This is a genomic window from Bradyrhizobium elkanii WSM2783 (genome assembly GCF_000472865.1).
Lineage (GTDB): Bacteria > Pseudomonadota > Alphaproteobacteria > Rhizobiales > Xanthobacteraceae > Bradyrhizobium > Bradyrhizobium elkanii_A.
Map to the genome: position 1 here is coordinate 15,340 of NZ_AXAP01000087.1, position 20,105 is coordinate 35,444.

At 60.9% G+C, this 20,105-nt stretch carries 22 protein-coding genes and 1 pseudogene; 16 read left to right on the forward strand and 7 right to left on the reverse strand.

What is annotated here, in order from left to right:
- The first annotated feature begins 78 nt into the window (after positions 1 to 78).
- From trbF to YY7_RS59140, 4 genes are read left to right on the forward strand one after another with little or no spacing between them, the layout of a single operon-like run.
- On the forward strand, positions 79 to 762 hold the full coding sequence (gene trbF, locus YY7_RS0140875) for a conjugal transfer protein TrbF (protein ID WP_028168205.1): 684 nt from the start codon (positions 79 to 81) through the stop codon (positions 760 to 762).
- The gene (gene trbG / locus YY7_RS0140880; RefSeq protein ID WP_028168206.1) at positions 759 to 1,793 is read left to right on the forward strand and encodes a P-type conjugative transfer protein TrbG; all 1,035 of its coding nucleotides are present in this window, start codon (positions 759 to 761) and stop codon (positions 1,791 to 1,793) included. The genes trbF and trbG overlap by 4 nt, the downstream gene beginning before the upstream one ends.
- Positions 1,790 to 3,001, forward strand: coding sequence for a TrbI/VirB10 family protein (locus tag YY7_RS0140885; protein ID WP_028168207.1), 1,212 nt, complete (start codon positions 1,790 to 1,792; stop codon positions 2,999 to 3,001). The genes trbG and YY7_RS0140885 overlap by 4 nt, the downstream gene beginning before the upstream one ends.
- A 3-nt stretch (positions 3,002 to 3,004) precedes the next feature.
- Positions 3,005 to 3,250, forward strand: coding sequence for a DUF2274 domain-containing protein (locus tag YY7_RS59140; RefSeq protein ID WP_080664059.1), 246 nt, complete (start codon positions 3,005 to 3,007; stop codon positions 3,248 to 3,250).
- On the opposite strand, the gene YY7_RS0140890 is transcribed toward YY7_RS59140, so the two are convergent.
- From YY7_RS0140890 to YY7_RS63900, 5 genes are all read right to left on the reverse strand, one after another.
- Positions 3,217 to 4,176, reverse strand: coding sequence for a LysR family transcriptional regulator (locus YY7_RS0140890; protein WP_080664063.1), 960 nt, complete (start codon positions 4,174 to 4,176; stop codon positions 3,217 to 3,219). The two genes, YY7_RS59140 and YY7_RS0140890, sit on opposite strands and share 34 nt — an antisense overlap.
- An 85-nt stretch (positions 4,177 to 4,261) precedes the next feature.
- Complete coding sequence (locus YY7_RS0140895) at positions 4,262 to 4,894, reverse strand: acyl-homoserine-lactone synthase (RefSeq protein ID WP_028168209.1); 633 nt, start codon at positions 4,892 to 4,894, stop codon at positions 4,262 to 4,264.
- 84 nt (positions 4,895 to 4,978) lie between these two features.
- Positions 4,979 to 5,707, reverse strand: coding sequence for a LuxR family transcriptional regulator (locus YY7_RS0140900; RefSeq protein ID WP_028168210.1), 729 nt, complete (start codon positions 5,705 to 5,707; stop codon positions 4,979 to 4,981).
- Between the two features lie 492 nt (positions 5,708 to 6,199).
- Positions 6,200 to 7,564, reverse strand: a complete 1,365-nt coding sequence (locus YY7_RS0140905) for an MFS transporter (protein WP_028168211.1) — start codon at positions 7,562 to 7,564, stop codon at positions 6,200 to 6,202.
- A 584-nt stretch (positions 7,565 to 8,148) separates the two neighbouring features.
- Positions 8,149 to 8,322, reverse strand: coding sequence for a hypothetical protein (locus YY7_RS63900; protein WP_245287587.1), 174 nt, complete (start codon positions 8,320 to 8,322; stop codon positions 8,149 to 8,151).
- On the opposite strand from YY7_RS63900, the gene YY7_RS63905 reads away from it, so the two are divergent.
- The 4 genes from YY7_RS63905 (at position 8,321) to YY7_RS54485 (ending at position 11,992) form a co-directional block, all read left to right on the forward strand.
- Positions 8,321 to 8,566, forward strand: coding sequence for a hypothetical protein (locus YY7_RS63905; protein WP_028168212.1), 246 nt, complete (start codon positions 8,321 to 8,323; stop codon positions 8,564 to 8,566). The genes YY7_RS63900 and YY7_RS63905 overlap by 2 nt on opposite strands.
- 195 nt (positions 8,567 to 8,761) lie before the next feature.
- Positions 8,762 to 9,937, forward strand: a complete 1,176-nt coding sequence (locus YY7_RS0140925; RefSeq protein WP_028168213.1) for a Rieske 2Fe-2S domain-containing protein — start codon at positions 8,762 to 8,764, stop codon at positions 9,935 to 9,937.
- 1 nt (position 9,938) lies between these two features.
- On the forward strand, positions 9,939 to 11,207 hold the full coding sequence (locus YY7_RS0140930) for an NAD(P)/FAD-dependent oxidoreductase (protein WP_245287588.1): 1,269 nt from the start codon (positions 9,939 to 9,941) through the stop codon (positions 11,205 to 11,207).
- A gap of 77 nt (positions 11,208 to 11,284) precedes the next feature.
- Positions 11,285 to 11,992, forward strand: coding sequence for a glutathione S-transferase family protein (locus YY7_RS54485; RefSeq protein WP_210164735.1), 708 nt, complete (start codon positions 11,285 to 11,287; stop codon positions 11,990 to 11,992).
- Positions 11,993 to 12,159: 167 nt separating this feature from the next.
- On the opposite strand, the gene YY7_RS0140940 is transcribed toward YY7_RS54485, so the two are convergent.
- A complete protein-coding gene (locus YY7_RS0140940) occupies positions 12,160 to 13,194 on the reverse strand; it encodes a LysR family transcriptional regulator (RefSeq protein WP_028168215.1) in 1,035 nt (344 codons plus the stop codon).
- A gap of 351 nt (positions 13,195 to 13,545) precedes the next feature.
- On the opposite strand from YY7_RS0140940, the gene gtdA reads away from it, so the two are divergent.
- The 8 genes from gtdA to YY7_RS0140985 all read left to right on the forward strand — a co-directional run bounded on the left by gtdA (position 13,546) and on the right by YY7_RS0140985 (position 19,725).
- Entirely contained in the window at positions 13,546 to 14,592 is a 1,047-nt protein-coding gene (gene gtdA / locus YY7_RS0140950) for a gentisate 1,2-dioxygenase (protein ID WP_028168217.1), read from the forward strand.
- Positions 14,589 to 15,287, forward strand: a complete 699-nt coding sequence (locus tag YY7_RS0140955) for a fumarylacetoacetate hydrolase family protein (protein ID WP_028168218.1) — start codon at positions 14,589 to 14,591, stop codon at positions 15,285 to 15,287. Before gtdA ends, YY7_RS0140955 begins: the two co-directional genes overlap by 4 nt.
- A gap of 215 nt (positions 15,288 to 15,502) precedes the next feature.
- On the forward strand, positions 15,503 to 16,198 hold the full coding sequence (locus YY7_RS0140960) for a dienelactone hydrolase family protein (protein ID WP_035692289.1): 696 nt from the start codon (positions 15,503 to 15,505) through the stop codon (positions 16,196 to 16,198).
- Positions 16,195 to 16,929: a class II aldolase/adducin family protein gene (locus tag YY7_RS54490; protein ID WP_035692285.1), complete on the forward strand. Its 735-nt coding sequence runs from the start codon at positions 16,195 to 16,197 to the stop codon at positions 16,927 to 16,929. Before YY7_RS0140960 ends, YY7_RS54490 begins: the two co-directional genes overlap by 4 nt.
- Positions 16,930 to 17,007: 78 nt before the next feature.
- Positions 17,008 to 17,874: an alpha/beta hydrolase gene (locus YY7_RS0140970; protein ID WP_028168220.1), complete on the forward strand. Its 867-nt coding sequence runs from the start codon at positions 17,008 to 17,010 to the stop codon at positions 17,872 to 17,874.
- A 2-nt stretch (positions 17,875 to 17,876) separates the two neighbouring features.
- The gene (locus tag YY7_RS0140975; RefSeq protein WP_028168221.1) at positions 17,877 to 18,194 is read left to right on the forward strand and encodes a 2Fe-2S iron-sulfur cluster-binding protein; all 318 of its coding nucleotides are present in this window, start codon (positions 17,877 to 17,879) and stop codon (positions 18,192 to 18,194) included.
- A gap of 82 nt (positions 18,195 to 18,276) precedes the next feature.
- The gene (locus YY7_RS65320) at positions 18,277 to 18,462 is read left to right on the forward strand and encodes a Rieske 2Fe-2S domain-containing protein (RefSeq protein WP_080664062.1); all 186 of its coding nucleotides are present in this window, start codon (positions 18,277 to 18,279) and stop codon (positions 18,460 to 18,462) included.
- Positions 18,463 to 18,786: 324 nt separating this feature from the next.
- Entirely contained in the window at positions 18,787 to 19,725 is a 939-nt protein-coding gene (locus YY7_RS0140985) for a LysR family transcriptional regulator (RefSeq protein WP_028168222.1), read from the forward strand.
- 136 nt (positions 19,726 to 19,861) lie between these two features.
- Here the strand turns inward: YY7_RS0140985 and YY7_RS59150 are convergent.
- A pseudogene (locus tag YY7_RS59150) lies at positions 19,862 to 20,105 on the reverse strand (IS701 family transposase); the annotation flags it as partial.

A 20,105-nucleotide genomic window follows, 5' to 3' on the forward strand; every position in this document is an offset into this window, starting at 1 on the left:
CATACGCCGCGGGGACCACCTCGAAACCAGGACTCCGCACGGATTGAACTGATCACTTGATCTCAGGGGCACTTATCGATGTTCAAACGACCATCAGTACACTACGGGCGAATGCCCGAGCCGATTACGCCTTATCAAAAGGCAGCACAGGTTTGGGACGAGCGCATTGGATCGGCACGCGTGCAAGCGAAGAACTGGCGTCTGATGGCATTCGGCTGCCTCATGCTGTCGGCCGGTCTCGCGGGCAGCCTTGTCTGGCAATCGAGCCAGGGATCAATCACGCCCTGGGTGGTCGAAGTCGATCATCTCGGACAGGCTCAGAGAGTCGCGCCCGCCAACATCGACTATCAACCCACTGATGCTCAGATCGCCTACCATTTGGCGCGCTTTATCGAAGACGTCAGAGGCTTGCCGGCCGACGGTATCGTTCTGCGCCAGAATTGGCTCCGGGCCTATGATTTCACCACCGATCGCGGCGCGGCGGCGCTCAATGACTATGCGCGCAACAATGACCCCTTTGCCAAGCTGGGCAAGTCGCAAATCTCCGTCGAGGTTTCGAGCGTGATCCGCGCGTCGTCGGAGAGCTTTCGGGTCGCTTGGACCCAGCGCACCTACGATAACGGCTCGCTGAGTTCGACCGAGCGCTGGACTGCGATTCTCACGATTGTGATCGAGACGCCACGCGATGCCGAACGCCTGCGCAAGAATCCCCTTGGCGTCTACGTCCGCGCCATCAACTGGTCAAAGGAGTTGAATCAGTGACAGAGACGCCGTCAGACGTTCATTCGAAGCATCCCCTCGCCCAAAGCAGGCAAAATTCGGCTCGACCCAAGTTCGTGACGGCTAACCGAGCATGTCTGCACGTTCTATTGCTCTGTTCGTCGATGCTTGGTGGGTGCGCGGCCTATATTCCACCGGAGATCAGCTATGACGGTGAAGTTCCTCCGTTGCCGGCGGCGCCAACGGCTCTCGACGACAGACCGCGGCCCCTTCACGTTCCACCTCTTTGGAAGCCGTCTCTCGGCGGCAATTTGGGAGGGAAGGAAGACGCTGAACCGGTGAGCCGGGTTGAGACGGCAAACAGTGCAGCTCGGGTCGAGCCCCGCAAGCGGGGGTATTTCAACGCAGCGCAAATCTACGCCTACAGTCCCGGGGCGCTCTATCAGATTTACGCCGCGCCGGGGCAGATCACGGATATCGCGCTCGAGGAGGGAGAGCAGTTGACGGGATCAGGTCCCATCGCGGCCGGCGACACCGTGCGCTGGGTCGTGGGCGATACCGAGAGCGGCAGCGGCGACACGCGACGCGTACACATCCTGGTCAAGCCGACCCGCGCATCGATCGAGACCAACCTGGTCGTCAATACCGACCGGCGCACTTACCTGATCGAGCTCCGCTCCCGCGAGCGGCCATACATGCCATCCGTTGCCTGGTATTATCCTGAGGCAGTGCGCGAACGATCGCGTGCAGTCGCTCTGAAGCCGGTTCTTCCAGATCCGGCGCAGCGCATCTCTCGCTACACGATCGAGGGAGACAGCCCACCTTGGCGGCCGCTTGCAGCATATGACGATGGCCGCAAGGTCTATATCGAATTCCCGCAAGGAATTGTTCAGGGAGAGATGCCCCCGCTCTTCGTCATCGGCCCTGATGGTATTACCGAACTCGTCAACTATCGGGCCTACGGCAACGTGTTGATCGTCGATCGGCTGTTTGCGGCCGCCGAACTTCGGCTCGGCGGTGAGCACCAGCAAAAAGTCAGGATTGTCAGGACCGACGAGAGGCCGTCGTCATGAACACGCAGAGTGGAAACGGTCAAGAGCAAGCGGTTCCGCCGGAGACACAAGAGGAGCAGTCCAAGAGCTTTCGCTTGAGAGCAGAGCATCCGCGCGCGACACGATTGTCGCGAAATGCGCTGGCTGGAGGGAGCGCGGTTGCCCTGCTGGTGATCGGCGGAGCGGTGCTGTGGTCGCTGCAGAACAATCGCTCCCGTAATCAGGCGGCCGATGAGCTTTTCACTACAGAGCATCACAACGTTGCCGACGGTATTACGACGCTGCCGAAGGACTATGCTGGCGTTCCGCGCCAGCCAATCCCGCAGCTTGGTCCGCCGCTCCCCGGAGACCTCGGCCGGCCGATCCTTGCCGCTCAAGGCCAGTTGCCGCCGAGCGGCGCTGATTCGGACCAGCAGCGCCGGGATCAAGAGACCGAAGCAGCCCGCATCAGTCATTTGTTCGCTACGACCATTGGACGAGAAGCGCGTCGGTCCGCCGCTGCGGCTGTTGGAAGCGAGCGCATCGTGCCGCCGAACGCCACGAGCACCGGCGACGATGGATCTTCGCAAAACGGTCAGGACCGCAAGCTTGCCTTCGTGAACGCCTCTGCGGACCGTCGCACGGTCAGCCCTGACCGCGTCACCCGGCCCGCTTCACCATATATCGTGCAGGCTGGGACGGTGATTCCGGGAGCGCTCATCACGGGGATCCGATCGGACCTGCCAGGCCAAATTACCGCGCAGGTAACCGAGAATGTTTTTGACACGCCGACCGGTCGCTTCCTGCTTGTGCCTCAAGGTGCGCGTCTGATCGGCATCTACGATAGCCAGGTCACTTTCGGCCAGTCCCGGGTCCTGCTGGTCTGGACGCGGCTGATCATGCCGAATGGACGTTCTATCGTTCTCGAGCGGCAGCCTGGCGCTGATACTGCCGGGTATGCAGGCCTCGAAGATCAGGTCGACAATCATTGGGGTGAACTGTTCAAGGCTGCGGCACTATCGACGTTTCTGACGGTCGGAACGGAAGTAGGTGCTGGCTCGGACACCAACAGCAACGACAGCGCCATTATTCAGGCCTTGCGACACGGCGCCTCGGACTCACTGAACCAGACCGGACCGCAGGTGGTTCGGCGCAGCCTCAATATCCAGCCCACCCTGACCGTACGACCTGGTTTCCCGATTCGTGTTCTCGTCAATCGTGACCTCATACTTGCGCCTTACGGAGGATAGGGCATGCCCAGGTTGAGAATAGGAGCGCTGCCCGACGACAAGCCGGTCAAGGTCACCATTGAGCTTCCAGCATCAGTGCATCGGGATCTCGTCGCCTATGCAGAAGCCCTGGCACGGGAAAGCGGACAACGCGTCGATCCGGCGAAGCTGATCGCGCCGATGCTGGCGCGTTTTATGGCTACGGACCGCGGATTTGCAAAGGCGAGACGAACCAATCAGTCCTCAAGAGCCGGCGGAGGTGAGGGATAGCGCTCTGCTAAGAGATTGAGGAAACGCTTCAGAGCCGGATTTTCATTGTCATCGCGCCAATGTGCATAGAAGTCCAATCGGCTTGGTCCCGTCCCGTCCTGCAGTTCTCGGTACACCAAGCCGGCAAAGCTGGCTCCAATATCCGATTCCATAACGAGGCTGAGCCCCATTCCCATACTCGTCAGACTCTTGATGATACCCCGGCTTACATCATGGCGCTCTACCCTGGGTCGGTCGTCAGGTAGCACGAGCTTCGAGATCAGGAGATCCTCGAGTTCTCGTCCAGGATCATACTCGCTGAGGAGGATCTTCTCGTTACGCAAATCGGTCCAATAGATGATCTCGCGCGCTGCCAAGCAGTGATCCTTAGGCAGCGAGATCAGGATGCGTTCGCTCCAAAGCAGTAGTGACCTGGTGTCCCCTGAAGGCAGACGTCCAGGCCCAACGACAACATCGACGGTACCGCTACGGAGGGCAGTCATCAGACGGGAGCGAGAGCGTTCCATCGTTACCAATTCGAGGTGCGGGAGCAGCTTCTTGAGCTCACCTATCGTCGCTCGCAAGTTTCCAGTGGACATGGATGTGAAGAAGCCGATGACAAGACGGCCAGTATCGCCACGGCCACCGGACCTTCCTGTGTCAACGAACATGTCGACTTGTTCCAGGATCAACCGCGCAATTCGCAGAACCGCTCGGCCAGCCAGAGTAGGCTTGATTCCCCCGCTTGAGCGCTCAAACAGTGAAGTGCCCACAAGGTACTCGAGCTGACCGATAGCGCGGCTGAAGGCGGTGTGCTTGATCGAGAGCGCTTCCGCAGCTCGTCGAAAGCTTCCGTGGTCACAAGCGACAACCGCCAGTCGAAGCTGTTGCAGGTCAATAGCTCTCGCTGCGTTTCGCTGATCGTTCCTGGTCTCAATTTCGGTCATGTTCATAGCTCGGCAGAAAACCGCAAAGACGCGACGTCCCCGCTCTATGCGAGGACGTATGTCTCGGTTGTTAGCGTGGATGGTTCTAGGCAGCCGCGAAGACTACCGGCGTCCAAAGAACCGGCGTCGAAAGACCGCCGGCCTTACGAAGGCTGGCCAGAGTCTCGCGCGAAATCTCGAGGTAGCCCGCCACAGCCAAGGTGTTGCCAATTGCGGAAGGATTGCCAATACGTTGCAGGGGCCAACCGGCTCGTCGAAGGACTCTCTCCATACGGACATCCGTGACGGTAACGATGTCAGTGAGTTGCCGCGAGAGCCCGAACTCGACCATTCCCGCAAACAGCTCGTAAGCGGCACGAGTGATACCGTGATCTCCTTTCGGAGTGTCGGCAGCGACATCGATTGCGAATCTACTACTTTCCCAAACCAGAGGAGTTGACGGCGCGGGTTGGCCTTCAACAAGCGCGGGGAAGGTGTCGCGAAGCATGGTCGGGCCAAGAGTGGGGAGGAGGCGAACGGAACCTTGCACTTGGCCGTTGTCAGATAGCTGCATTAGGTAGGCGGGATGCAGTGCATCGAATTCGTCAATCTCCATGTCGCCGCTGGTTTGAACGTCCCACGCCATGCGGAGCTTGAAAACACGATGCCGCAACCGGTGCATTTCAACGAGAGTGTTCGAAAACTCTCCATACGAAGGCGGTGTGATCAGTTGAATCATGATCCCTCCAAGAGTGCTCAATCACTCTCTTGAAGCTTGATCGTTGATTTAATTCATCACCCTTAGTTGTAGGGGATGCGCGTCTTAATTTTGCTTTTCTTTTCTAGCAGCGGCCAAGCGCGTAGCGGCTTGCACCACTGTCCGAACACCTAGCTTTTCCTTAGCGTTTTTTAGATAATCGGCTGCCGTACTGCGCGAGATTCCGAGAATCTGCCCGATCTCCCAAGCGCTCTTGCCTTGAGAGGCCCATTCAAGGCACTCAAGTTCTCTCGGAGATAGAGACACGCCTTCGACCGTCCGCTCCACTGACAACTTACGGCGAACGTGGGCATGGAAGTATATGCCCATAAGCTGAAGAACCCGGTTGTTGGATCGTATGCAGCGCTCAAAAGTCTCCCTTCTCTCGTTAGTGGCGAACGTCAGAGCCGCTATCGGTCCCCGCCCATCGTGGATTGGCACGGTAAAACCAAACCGAATACCGAAATCGGAAGCCTCGGCGAGTAATTCCCGTGCCTGCGCGGAAATTTCTCTATCGGGCAAATCTACGCCCCACCGGAACGGCTCGGGGTGTCGTATTGCTTGCCGGATAACCGGGTCAATGCGTTGATATTGGTTCAGCAAATAATGTGAGGTCCAAATTTTCGGATAAGTCGAGATTAGCTGGGGTCTTCTATTCGAGCTACCTGGCAAGGCAAGATATGCGAAACAGGATAAGTCGAGCTCCGCTGAAATCATTTTCATTGTCGAAGAGAAATCCGAGGCACTTTCGGCTGCGAAGAGCAGATCAATGAATTTCTGGAAGAGGCGGTGCATCGGCATGGGTCGGTGGGAGGGGCAGCCCAGCTTTTCCTTAAGCGCGGCGGTGGTCGAGCGGCTGTTGCACGAATGATGACGGGATCAATGCGCTCATAGCCACTTTGGAGGTGGCGAGCAGTCCAAGCGGATGGATAGTCGATATTAGCGTCGGGTGATCCCCACACCGGGTTAATGAGAGGTAAGCAAAACTCGGGAATTCAAAACCGACAGCTGCCTCCGCCATAGCGCTACGAAGCGTGCACACGTCCTTCACAGCGAACAGTTGATCTATGACTCCGTCGGGGATTGGCTCTTCCGAAAAGCTGCGCGGTGACCAACGATCCGTGAAGAAGGGGCTCGATCGGGTGAGCTGGCAATCGCGGCATGTCGTTCTCCTATCGAGAGTTAGGTCGGCGAGCGCTCGGGATGAGCCCCTGGCCGATCAGCACGACGCAATTCCAATGTGTCTGCACGACCGCGTATTGCGTATGCGGGCGAACGGTATCGCCCCTATCCGACGACCTCGATTACCTGCGAATAACGGGTCTTGAGCTGCAGCAGGAGCAGGGTGGTCAACGCCACCAAGGCAGGGACGGCGGGCGCGGAAAACGCAATGGCGGCGAGCGTCGGGTTGCTCATGATCACCACGCCGGCCGCGGGCGCGATCACGGCGCCCAGCCTGCCTACGCCGGTTGCGTAGCCTGAGGCCGTTGCCCGCATCGCGCTCGGATAGAATTGGTTGACAACGGCATTCAAGCAAAATTGTGAGCCGCCGGTCACCGCGCCACAGAGCGCGAGTGTCGCTAGGAACAAGTCGCCGACCGTTTGAAACGTGCACAGGGCGATCGCCGTTGCGATTGTCATGGCGTAAGCGCACGACAGAACGATCGTTGGACCGAGCCGCGCCAACAGAAACGCCATGACTATGCCGCCGCCCACGCTGCCCATACTGAAGGCCGAAATCGCCAAGATCGTGAGCTGCGCCGTGGCACCCTTTGACGCAATGATCGATGGCAGCCAAGTAAAGAGGTAATAAACAATCGTCATATTGGCGAAAGTGAGTATCCACAAGAGGAAGGTCGCGAGTCTGCGTTCGCGCTCGAACAGCGCCGAGACCGGGGAACGCGCGGCAGTCGCTCCGTGAACGGCATATGCAGCAGGAGGCCCGGGCGTGACCGCGCCAAGCCGGTCGAGCAGCGCCCGGAGCCGATCGTGAGCCGCGGGCTTACGCGCCAGGAACAATGGGGATTCGGGAAGCACCAAGAACGAAAGGCCCGCGATGGCGAGTGTCGAGATGCCGCCGACTAGGAAAATCGCCTTGAAGCCATACCAGGGGACCAAGTGGGCGGCGATGATCCCTCCTACTCCCGATCCAAAGGGATAGCCGCAGTTCACCAAGACCACAGCGAGCGTTCGAAACCGCGCAGGCATCAACTCCATCGCGAGGGCGATCACGTTTGGAAAAGCCAAAGCAAGACCCAACCCGGCGACGAACCGGGTCGTCAGCAGGGACCACAGGTTCGGCGCTAGGCCGCCGCATAGCGTTGCGATGCCTGCGCAGGCGAGGCCCAGCAGAATGCTGGGACGCCGGCCCCACCGATCGCCGAGCGGGGACAATGCGAAGCTGCCGATCACCACTCCGAAGACCGAGCCCGAGAGAAGCAGGCCGGTCTGATGGGGTGCCAGCGACCACGCGCTTGAAATCATGGGTGCAGCCAGCGCCATCACTACCGTGTCGTAGCCCTCGGTCATGCCCGCTGCGATGCAAAGCATCAGCATCGCGATGGCGAACCGAGACAAAGGCAGGCGCTGCAGAAGAGTGTCGACCCAAACCACCTGCTGCTCGGGGCGAGCGCGATCCTGATCATCAGCCAAGCCAGAACTCCTCAGGCAGAATTACAACTGTAGCCCCGCCATCGATCTCTAGCGGCTTGCGATTTGACATGGTGATCGTCGGCAGTGCCGTGTGTGATTGCCGACAGTGCCGTCCTGAGCACTAAGACTGGGCTGGCTTGAGCGCCAATACGAAGGTGGAGCCAAAGTATGTCAGAACGTAATGCCTCGCCCCTGCTCCCCGGTCAGACCGAGTTGTAAACCTGGTCGGATCGGCTGTTCTTGTCGCGCCGCGACCTGATATTGGTATCGAGTGGTGAGTTCGGTGGCGATTGTCCCGTGCACTCAGGAAGTGGGCCTGCTCCAAAGTCGTTCGCGGGCGCCAGAATTGCATCAGCCGGGATCCTCATGTCCATTTGCCGAGCGGACAGCTGGCCGCCGATCCTAGGCCCTTTGAGCGTGCCTGACGCGCCAACGGCAAGCTAAGCGAAATCGGCCCCGCTCCGTTGGTCTATTGGCCCGCCACCGAATACCAATCCTGTTGATTGCGGGTCATCTGAAATTCCTTGCGCGATTGTCCGCCAGTACAGCGGATGCTCGCCGACAGCGCGCCGCGCAAATACCAATCACATGATGACCTCCGAACCCTCCATTCCATCGAAACGGGCGTAGTCGGCGTGCATCATCCGGGTGAGCGCGATCGGATCCTTTTCCAGCAGTTCGAGGAAGCGCCCGTCCCATTCGGTATTGTTGAAGCCGCAGCGTTCGCCGTGCGCTTGGTGCGAAAGGCCGCCCGCCATGGTCCAGCGGCTTGTTGCGAATGAACGACATGTCGGACTCGTCGGTGACCAGCGGCTGGCCTATGTGATGCGCGAGCGCCGCGTGCCGCCCAATCGGCGGAACGCACTGGCGGCCGCCACCTTCGTCCGCCACGTCATAGACGTCGTCCACGCCCAGGCAGAATGCGGAATAGTGATCGAAAAAGAAGGAGGTTACGTGATCGTTGCAGATCAGGAGGCACACGTCTTGCGTGCCTCGGTCTAGTCGCAGATCAGCCTGTAGGCCTCGAAGGTCGGCTTCCATTACGTCATGACATGCATTAGCTCCGCCTTCGTATTGGCACTCAAGCCAGCCCAATCTTACACGTTAGGAGAGCACTGTCGGCGATCACGAACTCAAATCGCAATGCGTGCAAGCGCCTTTGCTGACACGGAGTTCCTAGATGATACGGAGCAACTAATGAATAATGATCAAGACGTCGACTTCGCCAGGGTTGAGAATGGCGCTCTGGCCGGGCGGTTCGTGTCCCGGTTCTGGCAGCCTATTGCCCTGTCGACCGATCTGAAGATGGGCCGGGCCAAGCGGGTCAAGCTGCTCGGCGAGTACTACACCCTCTATCGCGGCAAAGACGACGCCGTGCGGATGACCCAGGACCGGTGTCCGCACCGGGGGACGATGCTCTACCTCGGCTGGGTCGAGGGCAACAGTATCCGCTGCCGCTACCATGGCTGGAAATTCGACGGCACGGGCCAGGGCGAGGAATTCCCCGCCGAAACCGCGAGCTATGCCGCCAAAGTCTGCCTGAAAACTTATCCGACCCGGGAGTATCTCGGTGCCATCTTCTGCTACGTCGGCGAAGGCGAGCCGCCGGAGTTTCCCCGCTTCCCCGAAGCGGAGGACGAGAGCCGCGGGGAGCTGCTGACCCAAGGCGTCTTCCTGCCCTACAACTTCTTCCAGCGCGTCGAGAACGACCACGACGAGTCGCACATCTTCTTCACGCACAAGCTGTTCTTCGCCAACTACGGGCTGACCAAGATCCCCAAGGCCACCGCCAAGGAGACCGACTACGGCATCGTGGTGATCTCCACCCGGCCGGACGGCAAGCAGCGCGTGGGCTACGGCTTCATGCCCAACATCCTGATGCGCGAGGTGCCGGTCCCCCAGGACCGCACCAAGATGTCCCTGCTCGTGGGCTGGCGCGTGCCGGTGGACGACGTCACCACCTACAGCGTGATGATCTTCCGCGTCGGCGTCTACAACCGGGACCTCCCCCAGGAGGGGGAATACGAAGATCCCATGGCCATCGTCGCGCGGATCATGAACGGCGAAATGTCGCTAGACGACGTCGACGACAAGCATCCGCTGCTGCCGGTCATCCAGGACACCGTCAGCATTGGCGGCCAAGGCCAGATCGCCGACCGGAGCAACGAACACCTCGGCGTGTCGGACAAGGGCGTGGCGGTGCTGCGCCGGGTGTGGGCACGCGAGCTTCGCGCGATCCGTGACGGTGGCCCGCTGACGACCTTCCATCGCCCGGCTGACTTCTCCTTCGGCCAGGAAATCCAGGGCAACTACTTCAACAAGATCGAAGACCTCGAAGACGCCGCCAGGATCGAAGGCGCCGCACCCGCTTGAGGTGGAGCGGGAACCCGAAGAATCCAGACCCGTGAAGATGTCCCGATATGAGGTGGTGATCGTAGGCGCCGGCCATGGCGGCGCGGCGGCCGCGATCGCGCTCCGTCAGAACAAGTTCGAGGGCACGATCGCGATGATCGGCGCCGAACCCGAACTCCCCTACGAACGGCCGCCCCTCTCCAAGGAATATTTTTCAGGTGAGAGAAGCTTGGAGCGCATCCTGATCCGCCCGCCCGCCTTCTGGGGTGAGCGGGATATCACGATGCACCTCGGTCAGCGCGTGATCGCTGTGGACTCCGACGCGCATTGGCTGACACTCGACGATGGGTCGACTGTCGGCTACAGGCACCTGATCTGGGCGACAGGCGGATCGCCACGTCGGCTTGCTTGTTCCGGACACAACCTTGCTGGCGTCCACACCGTGCGGACCCGGGCGGATGCCGACCGCATGCGGGGCGAGCTCGACGCCACGACCCGCGCAGTGGTGATCGGCGGGGGATACGTCGGGCTCGAGGCTGCGGCCGTGCTCGCGAAATTCGGCAAGCAGGTGACGGTGCTCGAAGCGCTGGACCGGGTTCTGGCCCGGGTCGCGGGCGCGCCTCTGTCGCGCTTCTATGAGGCAGAGCATCGCGCACACGGTGTCGACGTGCGCCTCGAGGCCAAAGTGGACTGCATGGAGGGAAAGCACGGGCGCGTCTGCGCGGTCCGTCTTGCCGACGGCGAGATGCTGCCCTGTGAGATGGTGATTGTCGGTATTGGTATAGTCCCGGCGGTCGAGCCCCTAATCGCCGCCGGCGCAGAAGGCGGCAACGGCGTCGCGGTCGATGCGCACTGCCGGACCAGCCTGCCGGATGTCTTCGCCATCGGCGACTGTGCGCTCCATTCAAACGTGTTCGCCGACAACACGCGCATCCGCCTTGAATCTGTGCAGAATGCCAATGATCAAGCCACCGTCGTCGCCAGGGGGCTGACCGGAAATCCGATCGAATATCGTGCCGTACCCTGGTTCTGGTCGAACCAGTACGACCTGCGCCTCCAGACGGTCGGCCTTTCCATCGGCCACGACCAGTGTGTACCGCGTGGGGATCCCGCAACGCGAAGCTTCTCCCTGATCTACCTCAGGGACGGGAAGGTGATCGCGCTCGACTGCGTCAACGCCACCAAAGACTACGTTCAGGGCCGTGCACTCGTCATCGATGGTGCACGGATTGCGCCGGAGCAGCTCGCCGACCCCGCCACCCCGTTGAAGGAAATGGCGGTCTCAGCGTGATCTGAAGCGGAGTTAACCTCCGATGCGACAGATCAGGCAATGAGTGGCGAGGCTTAACGGCTGACTAGGAGAAACTGATGTTGAAGCCTCTCATCACTACCTATGGCTGGGTTCCGCCGTTTGCGCGTGGCATCACCCGTGACCTCCGCGCCCGCTGGGCCTGTGAAGAAGAAGGTATCCCTTACGAGCTTCGCCTGATCGACTGGGCCTATTCGAAAAGCCCCGAACATCGCCGCTTCCAACCTTTCGGCCAGGTGCCGACCTATTCCGACGGCGAAGTCGAGATCTTCGAAACCGGCGCAATCGCCCTGCGCATCGCTGAGCTCGGCGGCAGGCTGCTCCCGACCGACACCGCTGCGCGTATGCAGGCGATCCAGTGGGTGGTCGCCTCGCTCAATTCCCTTGAGCCGTGGATCATGCGCGCGGCAGTCGAGCGGGCCGCTGCTGAAGCGGCGCCGAATGACGGACGTGGAGACGGGATGACTGCCACCGGCCAGACCGAGGTCATGAAGGACCTGCACAACCGCCTCAGTGATCTTGAAGCTGCGATCGGCGACAAACAGTGGCTCGATGGAGACGTTTTCACTGTTGGCGATCTGATGATGGTCTCGGTGTTGGGCAACCTGCGCAACACCGATGCTCTACAGGATCTGCCCAGGCTTGCCGCCTACGTCGCACGCGGCGAGGCCAGACCGGCGCACGTCAAGGCGATGGCCGATCAGTTCAAGCAGTACGATGAGGCGGATAGAGCCCGAGCTGCAGCCCAGAACAACGGAGCCGCATAAGGGGCGATTTTATCATTCCCTGGCCGGCCATCCTGGTCATCTCAAATCGGATCGCTCCTCCCGATCGCTGTGTAGATCTCTCGTCTATGCAGCTCCATCGCAATGGGTTTCGTCAAGGAGATCCAGAGGGCCCCGAGGCGGCCGACAATTGCCCCGGCCCTGAGTCCTTACATGCTCTCCCGGGGAAGTCGATGTCCTGATCGTCGGTGTTGCCCACGGGGCTGACTTTGGCTGCCCGGCTGGCTGGCCGCCTTTCCTGACATAAAGGCCGTCATCGTCCCGCCATCGAGACTCTCGTGGCTCGCGGACTTGAAAAGGGCCACGGCGATGTCGACGGGCCGCTCAGCGTCGGGCGTCGAACGATAATAGATGACGTGCTGGGAGCGCGGGAAGCTCCAGTCGGTCGTCAATTCAGTCACCAGGCCGTTGCTGAGTTCGGTATGGAGCATCAAGGAGGTGGCGATGGTTAGAAAGTCGGTCTCGCGCGCATACCAGCGGAGCGCTGAAGCGGACTGCGCACGCACAAGGCAGGGGATCGACGACAGAGGGATGTCGCGCAACATTTGAGCGGGATAAGGCCAGAGGGGCTCAGGGAGAACCCAGCGCTGTGTTGCGAGGAGATGCTCCATCGTCTGCGGCTTGCCGAGAAGCGGATGGTTAGCATTGACGAATACCCCCATCGTGTCCGGGAGCAGCGTTTCAACCTCGACTTGGTGGTTTTCTTCGATTTTGAGGCGCGCCCCGATGGCGATGTCTAGTTCCCCTGCGTGCATCATCTCAAGGAGCTTGGGGGAGGGCGCCTCATAGAGTTGAAGCGATAGAGTGGGGTAGCGCCGGATCAACTCGAACATGACGGAGGGAACGTACGATTCCATCGCCGTCGGCGAGCCCCCGCAGGCCAGCGAACGGTAACGCGAGCGTCTCATACGGCGCAGCGTCGCTCCCGCCTCTGCGAGTTCGCTCGTGGCGCGCTCGACGTGCTTTAGGAGACTTCGGCATACTTCCGTCGAGAGGATGCCCTTGGCGGTTCGTTCGACAAGCCGGTAGCCCAAGGCGGCCTCCAACCGCGCGATCCCTCGGGTGATCGTGGGCTGGCTTACTCCAAGTTCGGCAGAGGCGCGGCTGATGCTGCCAGCATCGACGGCGGACTTGAGCAGCATCAGATTGTACATCTGCTTGGCCAGTATTTCCGGTATCGCCAATGGGTCAGTCTTTCTTTCAAAGGGTACACGGAGGCAGGCGCGGCAAGATGGCGGCGCGCATCGGTCTCAGGCCCCGCTCGGCAATATCGCTTCGTGGGTCAGGAGGCACTCGCAGCATGGTTCTGATCGAACGGCAAGACATCCACCAGCTCCGCCGGGTCAGTCATTACCTTATGACATGGCTTGGCTTCCCCTTCGTATTGGCGCTTGGGCCGGCCCGCTCTTAGACAACGGGAAAGCACTGTCGGCGAACATCGTGTGTCCGCCATCATGGCGTTCCCAAAGATAGGGAACGCACAAGCTGTGATTGCCGCATCCGCTGGACGGACGGTCGCAGGAAAGGGAGGTGGGATGAGTTTGGCCAACGATCAGCGTTCGCAGCTCGAAACGCTGTATGCGCAGATGGCTCCGGCGAATCTCACACCGCTCTGGGAGTTGCTCGGCCAGCTTGTGCCGCCGCAGCCCAAGTCGCCTGCGCAGGTGCACCGCTGGTCCTATGGCGAGGCCAGAGAACTTCTCATGCGCGCCGGCGATCTCATCAGCGCCGAGCAGGCGGAGAGGCGCGTTCTCATCCTCGAAAATCCGGGCCTAAGCGGTCAGTCCGCGATCGTGCCAAGCCTTTATGCCGGCCTCCAGCTCGTCCTGCCGGGAGAGGTCGCGCCTTGCCACCGACACGTACAATGCGCACTCCGGTTCATCCTGGAGGGGAACGGCGCCTTTACCGCGCTCGACGGCGAGAAGGCGATTATGCACCCGTTCGATTTGGTCCTGACGCCCGGCTGGCAGTGGCACGACCACGGCAATCAGACCGAGGAACCGGTGATCTGGCTCGACGGGCTCGATATTCCGACCGTGCGGCACTTCGATGCTGGTTTCGCCGAGCGCCTGGGTGAAGAGGCGCACAAGGAAACCGCGCCGCCCGGAGATACGTTCGGACGCTATGGCCACAACATGCGGCCAATGCGCGGCTCTGTCGCGGACCGACGTCCGGCTGATCAGCCGCTTTTCCATTATCCGTATGCCGAATGGCGGCCTGCACTCGGGGCTATAGCGCAGTCGGCGCAGATCGATCCTCACTTTGGACACGCGCTCGAGTTTCTGAACCCGGCGAACGGCGGCCCGGTCATGCCCACGATTTCCGCGCACGTGCGGCTGTTGCCTGCGGGTTTCTCAACCCGAGCGCGGCGGTCGACCGACGGGACCGTCTTCGCGGTCGTGGAAGGAAGCGGCGCGGCCACGATCGACGGACAGCAAATCGCGCTCAGGCCGCGGGACATTCTTGCCGTGCCGTCCTGGTCGGAGTTGCAGCTGCATGCTGCCGACGAACTCGTCCTGTTTGGGTTCTCCGACAAGGCGGCGCAGGAAAAGCTGAATCTCTATAGGGAATTCCGCGCGTGACACTGCTTTTCGATCCCCAGCTTCCGATCGTCGCCGCGACCACCGAGGGCAGGGGCTTTCCTGTGCGTCGCCTCTTCTGCATTGGCCGTAACTACGCCGCGCACGCGCGCGAAATGGGTAAGGACCCAGGCCGCGAACCCCCGTTCTTCTTCACCAAGTGGGCGGAGACCGTCGTGCCATCGGGTGCGACGATCGCATATCCGGCTGAAACGCAGAACTTCCATTACGAGGCGGAGCTAGTTGTAGCGGTCGGCAAGGCCGGTAGTTCAATCCAGCCTGCTGAGGCGCGGGATCACGTTTATGGCTATGCCACCGGCCTCGACATGACCCGACGGGATCTGCAGCTTGAGGCGCGCGACAAAGGGCGCCCGTGGGATACTGGGAAGAATGTCGAGCAGTCCGCCCCTCTCGGCCTCATACACCCGGCATCCGAAGTCGGACATCTTCGACGGGGCCGGATTGCGCTGACGGTGAACGGCGAGGTTAAGCAGGACGCTGACCTTGCTGAACTGATCTGGGACGTTCCGGAGACGGTAGCTTATGTCTCCCGTTTCTATCAGCTTGAGCCGGGCGACTTGATCTACACCGGAACGCCTGCTGGCGTCGGGCCGGTCAAGGAGGGCGACACCATTGTCGTGTCGATCGCCGGATTGAGCGACTGTTCGATCGTGATCGGGCCGGCCGCACGTGACTGAGCCCATTCTCCGCGGTTATTTCCGGTCGGGTGCTTCGTGGCGCGTGCGCATCGCGCTCAATCTGAAGCGCGTCGGGTATGCCGATGTTTTCCGCCATCTTCGCAAAGGCGAGCATAGACCAAAACCAGCCCGACGCCGAATAGGCGCAGAGATCAGCTTGCCGATATGACCCTCCTCGTACCGGCCATGAAAAGGAACAGGAAATGGTTGCTTCGATGGTGACCCTTCGAACTGACGCGGGCTCCTCCTTTGATGCTTATCTCGCCCGACCTGATCGGCCGAATGGTGCCGGCGTGGTGGTCCTGCAGGAGATATTCGGCGTGAACGCGAACATGCGGTCGGCCGCCGATGATTTCGCGGCCGCCGGGTTCACGGCCATCGTGCCGGACCTGTTCTGGCGACAGCAGCCCGGCGTCGAACTGGATCCCGCGACCGATCGCGAACGCGCCACTGAGCTGATGAAGGGGTTGGATCCGGACTTGGCCGTCCAAGACGCGCTGATCGCTGCCGACTATGTCCGCACCCTGAAGGGCTCGAATCGCAAGGTCGGCGCCGTCGGCTACTGTCTCGGGGGCAAGCTCGCGTATCTGCTGTCGATGAGGCCGGGGATCGACGCGGCAGCGTCCTATTACGGGGTCGCTATCCAAGGCGCGCTCGACCGGATAGGGGACGTTCGGAGCCCGTTGCTGCTTCATATTGCCGAGGAGGACCATCTGTGTCCTCCCGCGGCACAGGCGGCGATCGAGCAGGCCGCCGCGCAGCATGCCGATCTCATCAACGTCATGCGCTACTCCGGCGTCGGTCACGCCTTTGCGCGGCGCGGCAGCCCTATTTTCGTCCCGGAAAGCGCGGAGAGGGCGGACAGGGCGACGAAGGATCTTCTCTGGGCCAACCTTGTGGAGGCCGCATGAACGCACTTCTGGAAGCGAGGACCGTCGTCAGCCTGGGAAGCCGAATCCTCGTGGCTCAGGGTGTCTCGGATGCGTTCGGACACCTCAGCTGCAGGAGTCCCGAACGCCCCGATCGATTCCTGATCCCGAGGAGTCTAGCCCCCGGACTGGTAACGCCCGACGACGTTGTCGAACTCGACCTGGCTGGCGATCCCGTCTCCCCAGCCCTGGGTGCGCACCTCTTCCTGGAGCGCTTCATCCATACCGAAATCTATCGCCGGCGCCCTGACGTCCAGGCGGTGGTGCACAGTCATGCCCTGCCGGTCGTCCCCTTCACGGTCGTGCCAGGCGCAAAGCTTCGGCCGATTTGCCACATGTGCGGTTTCCTCGAGGGCGCTCCGACGGCCTTCGACGTCGCTGCCTATGCCGGGCCATCAACGGACCTTTTGATCCGCAACGCCGAGCTCGGTCGCCACCTCGCCGAGCATCTCGGCGGTGCGAGCGTCGTGCTCATGCGATCTCATGGCTACACGGTCGTGGGCTCCAGCGTGCAAGAGGCCGTGTTTCACGCGATCTACACGATGAAGAATTGCGAGATCGAACTGTCCGCCCGTGGCTTGGGAGAGCCCGCCTTCCTTAGCGCTGGCGAAGCCGAGACGTGTGCACGTACGATCAGCTCAGTCACGGGCAGGGCCTGGGAGCTATGGTTGCGACAGTGCCTGCCGATCGAGGCGGCGAGCGCAGACGGGTAGATGTGAACTGCCGGCGACCGGCCCCAAACCTAGCAAGCCGAGCCTATCAAGAGGAGGTTGGAAGTGGAGTCTCAACGGTTGATCGACGAGCCGTCGTTTGTCGTCTCGGGCCGCGCGATAGCGCCACCCAGCGAAACGGAAAGCGACCGGCGCCCTTTGATCGTCGCCATCCACGGGGGCGGCTTCACCCACCGATATTTCGATACCCCTGGGTACTCCCTGCTCGAACGAGCAGCCGCGCGCGGCTTTGGCGTAATCGGCATCGACCGGCTGGGCTATGGCCTTTCTCGGGCGATCGGCAAAGAAGCGCAGACCTTTGTCAACAGCAGAGATTGGCTATCCGAGGCGATCGATCGGTTGTGGCCGCGATATAAAGACCACTGCTGCGGCATCGTTCTCATCGGTCACTCCATCGGTGGGGCGCTAGCGATCATGGTTGCCGCCGAAGCCCAGAATTGGCCGCTTGCCGGCGTAGCTGTTTCGGGCGTGGCGCTTGTGCAAAATCCAGCCCTGAACAGCTACTTCAACCGCTTTCCGGCTGATGCCTGGATCGAGACGGGTGCCGAGAACAAGGATCGGTTGATGCTGGGCAAGCCCGAAACCTTCGATGCCAGCGTCACGGACTTGTTGCATCCGGCCTACCGTCCCGTCTCCACCAGGGAGCTTGGGGAGATTTATACCACGTGGTCGCAGACCGCGCCCGGCCTCCTGAAGTCGATCAAGGTTCCGGTCCAGTTTCGGTTGGGCGAACACGACACCCTTTGGGTGGCGAGCGATGAGGTGGTGCAGGAGCTGTCGGGCCTACTTTCCGGCGTCAAGGGCAGCTCCGCCGCGGTCGTCAAGGATGCGGGCCACGCCATCGACTTCCACAAGGTCGCTGCCCGATTCCACGATGAACAGCTCGACTTCGCTGTCAACTGTATCCGCGCTTTGGCCCAGGCATGACCATGGTGACGATCGAGGTCACGGTTCGCGATGGGACCATGTACACCGTTTCGGCCGAAGCCGGAATTACGTTGCTCGAGGCGATCCGGAAGGCCGGTATTGACGATCTGCTCGCTTTGTGCGGCGGATGCTGCTCGTGTGCGACCTGCCAAGTGTACATCGGCCAGTCCCATCCTGAGCTCTTCGCCCCGGCTTCCGGCGACGAAAACGACTTGCTCGATGGCTCCGCTCATCGGCGACTAGGTTCACGCCTGTCCTGTCAGATCATTCTGGCGGACAACTTGGCTGGCCTGTCGGTCACCATCGCGCCCGAAGACTGATGCGCCCGCATCGACGAGTTGGCATGGACGTAGGTGAGATGGCTGAAGTCCAGAAGGTTGTTGCGCACCGTGCGGCCATCGATTGGCGCCGTTGTCGCTCGGCCGCTGCGAGGGAGGGCGCCTACGCTGCATGTATCACGGCCTTCTGTTCAACACGGATGGTGAGGTCGTCGAAATCCCGGGCCAGCCGATGATCCCGAGGCACGCGCGCGTGCGGACCTATCCAAGATCAGCTCCGCTTCGGACTCGTATTCGAGTTGGTAGCTGAACATCAGGGAGTTCGGATCATGGGGGCCGACTGCAGGGGGATTAGGCTTTCATCCCGGCTTTCACAAGCGCGGGCCGCAGTTCCAGGACGATCAGCTCGCCTTCGCCCTCGATTGCGCCCGCCAATAACGAGCGAGCGGGATCAATGGAAGAGCGTAGATTTCGATATTGGGTACTGAGCCAATGGACCGTCTTCGGAGAGTTGGCATGCATCACTCTGGAGGCAGCCTCCGCAGGAGAACCGCGGTCGACCGCTCCAACGGGCGGCGCTGCGCCATTTACGGTTTCGCTGTTCGACTGCCCGGACGAACGGAGCTGATCGCCAATGATCAAGGATGTGCTGGCCAAGCAGATGTACAACCTCATGCTGCTTAGATCGGCGGTGGATGCGGGCAGCATCAGTCGCGCCGCTATCGAGCTCGGGGTCAGCCAGCCGACGATCACCCGCGGAATCGCCCGACTTGAGGCGGCGCTTGGGAATAAGCTTATTCACCGCAATGCCCATGGAGTTGTTCCGACGGAGGTGTGTCGAGCCCTCCTGAAACACGTTGGGGTAGCTGCCAGCCAGCTCGCCGAGGCGGGAGCTATGCTCCGCCGTACACAGCGTTCGCGTTATCGATCGCTCGCCTGTGGAGGCTCACCGGCCGCTATGGAATCGTACGTCCCCTCAGTTATGCACAAACTGCTCCAACGCTTTCGGAACCTCTCCCTTCACCTCCGTGAGGCACAATCGCCCGAGCTTCTCGAAATGATTGAGGCTGGGGAACTGGACATAGCAATCGGAGCAGGCCTCCCCGTCGAACCTGGCCATGGGGTCGAGGTCGAGCCGCTAGTTCACGATCTGATGGGGGTGTTCGTCAATGCCAACCACCCGCTTCTCAAAGAAGGCGCTCAGTCGATGGAGAAGCTTCTTTCGACGCAGCGCTGGGTATTCCCCGAGCCTCTCTGGGCCTATCCGAAGTCCATGTTAAGCAATACGGTGCTCTCGTCGATTCCATGTGTCGTCAAGGCCCAATCCTCTTCTGCGCTCCGTTGGTATGCACGGGAAACGGACTTGCTGACCATCTCGACGTCGCTGATGCTCCATACGGAGCTGAATAGCGGATTGGTTGCCGGATTAACGACGGATTGGGTATTTCCGCGCTCTAAACATGTCATTTACTATCGTTCGACACCAGACATCGAGCGGCCGGTCGAGATTGCCGTGAACCTGTTCAAATCGGCGAGCCTCGACAGTCTTACTGGCATGGTCAAGACAGTATGAAAACGCGTGGGAGGGAGGGGGGTGCCGGCTCGATCACGTCGCATTCGCAAGACGCGTCGGCCTGCTGACGAAAACCTCGAACTATCTGACCCGTACCTAGCACTACTTTGGCAGATTGTGTTTTCGCCGCTGTTTTTCACGGATTTGCTTTCGGCAATATGGGCACTGCTGAGACGGCGGCCGAAGGATGAGATCGACGATGGCGTGACGTACGGCTGGCATGGTTGGCTGAGGCGGAGGCCCGTTGATTCTTTTTTTTCCGCCCCGCGTATGCGAGGCGACGATGTTGCAGGAAGGCGTAGGCAATCATTGTCATCAAGGCGTGGCGATGAAGACCTTGCCATGATCGCCCTTCGAAGTGATCAAGTCCAAGTTCCTCC

Bases quoted from the DNA above. Each gene is read 5' to 3' on its own strand.
- trbF (WP_028168205.1), top strand. From the start codon at position 79: ATGTTCAAACGACCATCAGTACACTACGGGCGAATGCCCGAGCCGATT.
- YY7_RS0140885 (WP_028168207.1), top strand. From the start codon at position 1,790: ATGAACACGCAGAGTGGAAACGGTCAAGAGCAAGCGGTTCCGCCGGAG.
- YY7_RS59140 (WP_080664059.1), top strand. From the start codon at position 3,005: ATGCCCAGGTTGAGAATAGGAGCGCTGCCCGACGACAAGCCGGTCAAG.
- YY7_RS0140890 (WP_080664063.1), bottom strand. From the start codon at position 4,176: ATGACCGAAATTGAGACCAGGAACGATCAGCGAAACGCAGCGAGAGCT.
- YY7_RS0140895 (WP_028168209.1), bottom strand. From the start codon at position 4,894: ATGATTCAACTGATCACACCGCCTTCGTATGGAGAGTTTTCGAACACT.
- YY7_RS0140900 (WP_028168210.1), bottom strand. From the start codon at position 5,707: ATGCACCGCCTCTTCCAGAAATTCATTGATCTGCTCTTCGCAGCCGAA.
- YY7_RS63905 (WP_028168212.1), top strand. From the start codon at position 8,321: ATGGTCCAGCGGCTTGTTGCGAATGAACGACATGTCGGACTCGTCGGT.
- YY7_RS63900 (WP_245287587.1), bottom strand. From the start codon at position 8,322: ATGGCGGGCGGCCTTTCGCACCAAGCGCACGGCGAACGCTGCGGCTTC.
- YY7_RS0140925 (WP_028168213.1), top strand. From the start codon at position 8,762: ATGAATAATGATCAAGACGTCGACTTCGCCAGGGTTGAGAATGGCGCT.
- YY7_RS54485 (WP_210164735.1), top strand. From the start codon at position 11,285: ATGTTGAAGCCTCTCATCACTACCTATGGCTGGGTTCCGCCGTTTGCG.
- gtdA (WP_028168217.1), top strand. From the start codon at position 13,546: ATGAGTTTGGCCAACGATCAGCGTTCGCAGCTCGAAACGCTGTATGCG.
- YY7_RS0140960 (WP_035692289.1), top strand. From the start codon at position 15,503: ATGGTGACCCTTCGAACTGACGCGGGCTCCTCCTTTGATGCTTATCTC.
- YY7_RS54490 (WP_035692285.1), top strand. From the start codon at position 16,195: ATGAACGCACTTCTGGAAGCGAGGACCGTCGTCAGCCTGGGAAGCCGA.
- YY7_RS0140975 (WP_028168221.1), top strand. From the start codon at position 17,877: ATGGTGACGATCGAGGTCACGGTTCGCGATGGGACCATGTACACCGTT.
- YY7_RS0140985 (WP_028168222.1), top strand. From the start codon at position 18,787: ATGATCAAGGATGTGCTGGCCAAGCAGATGTACAACCTCATGCTGCTT.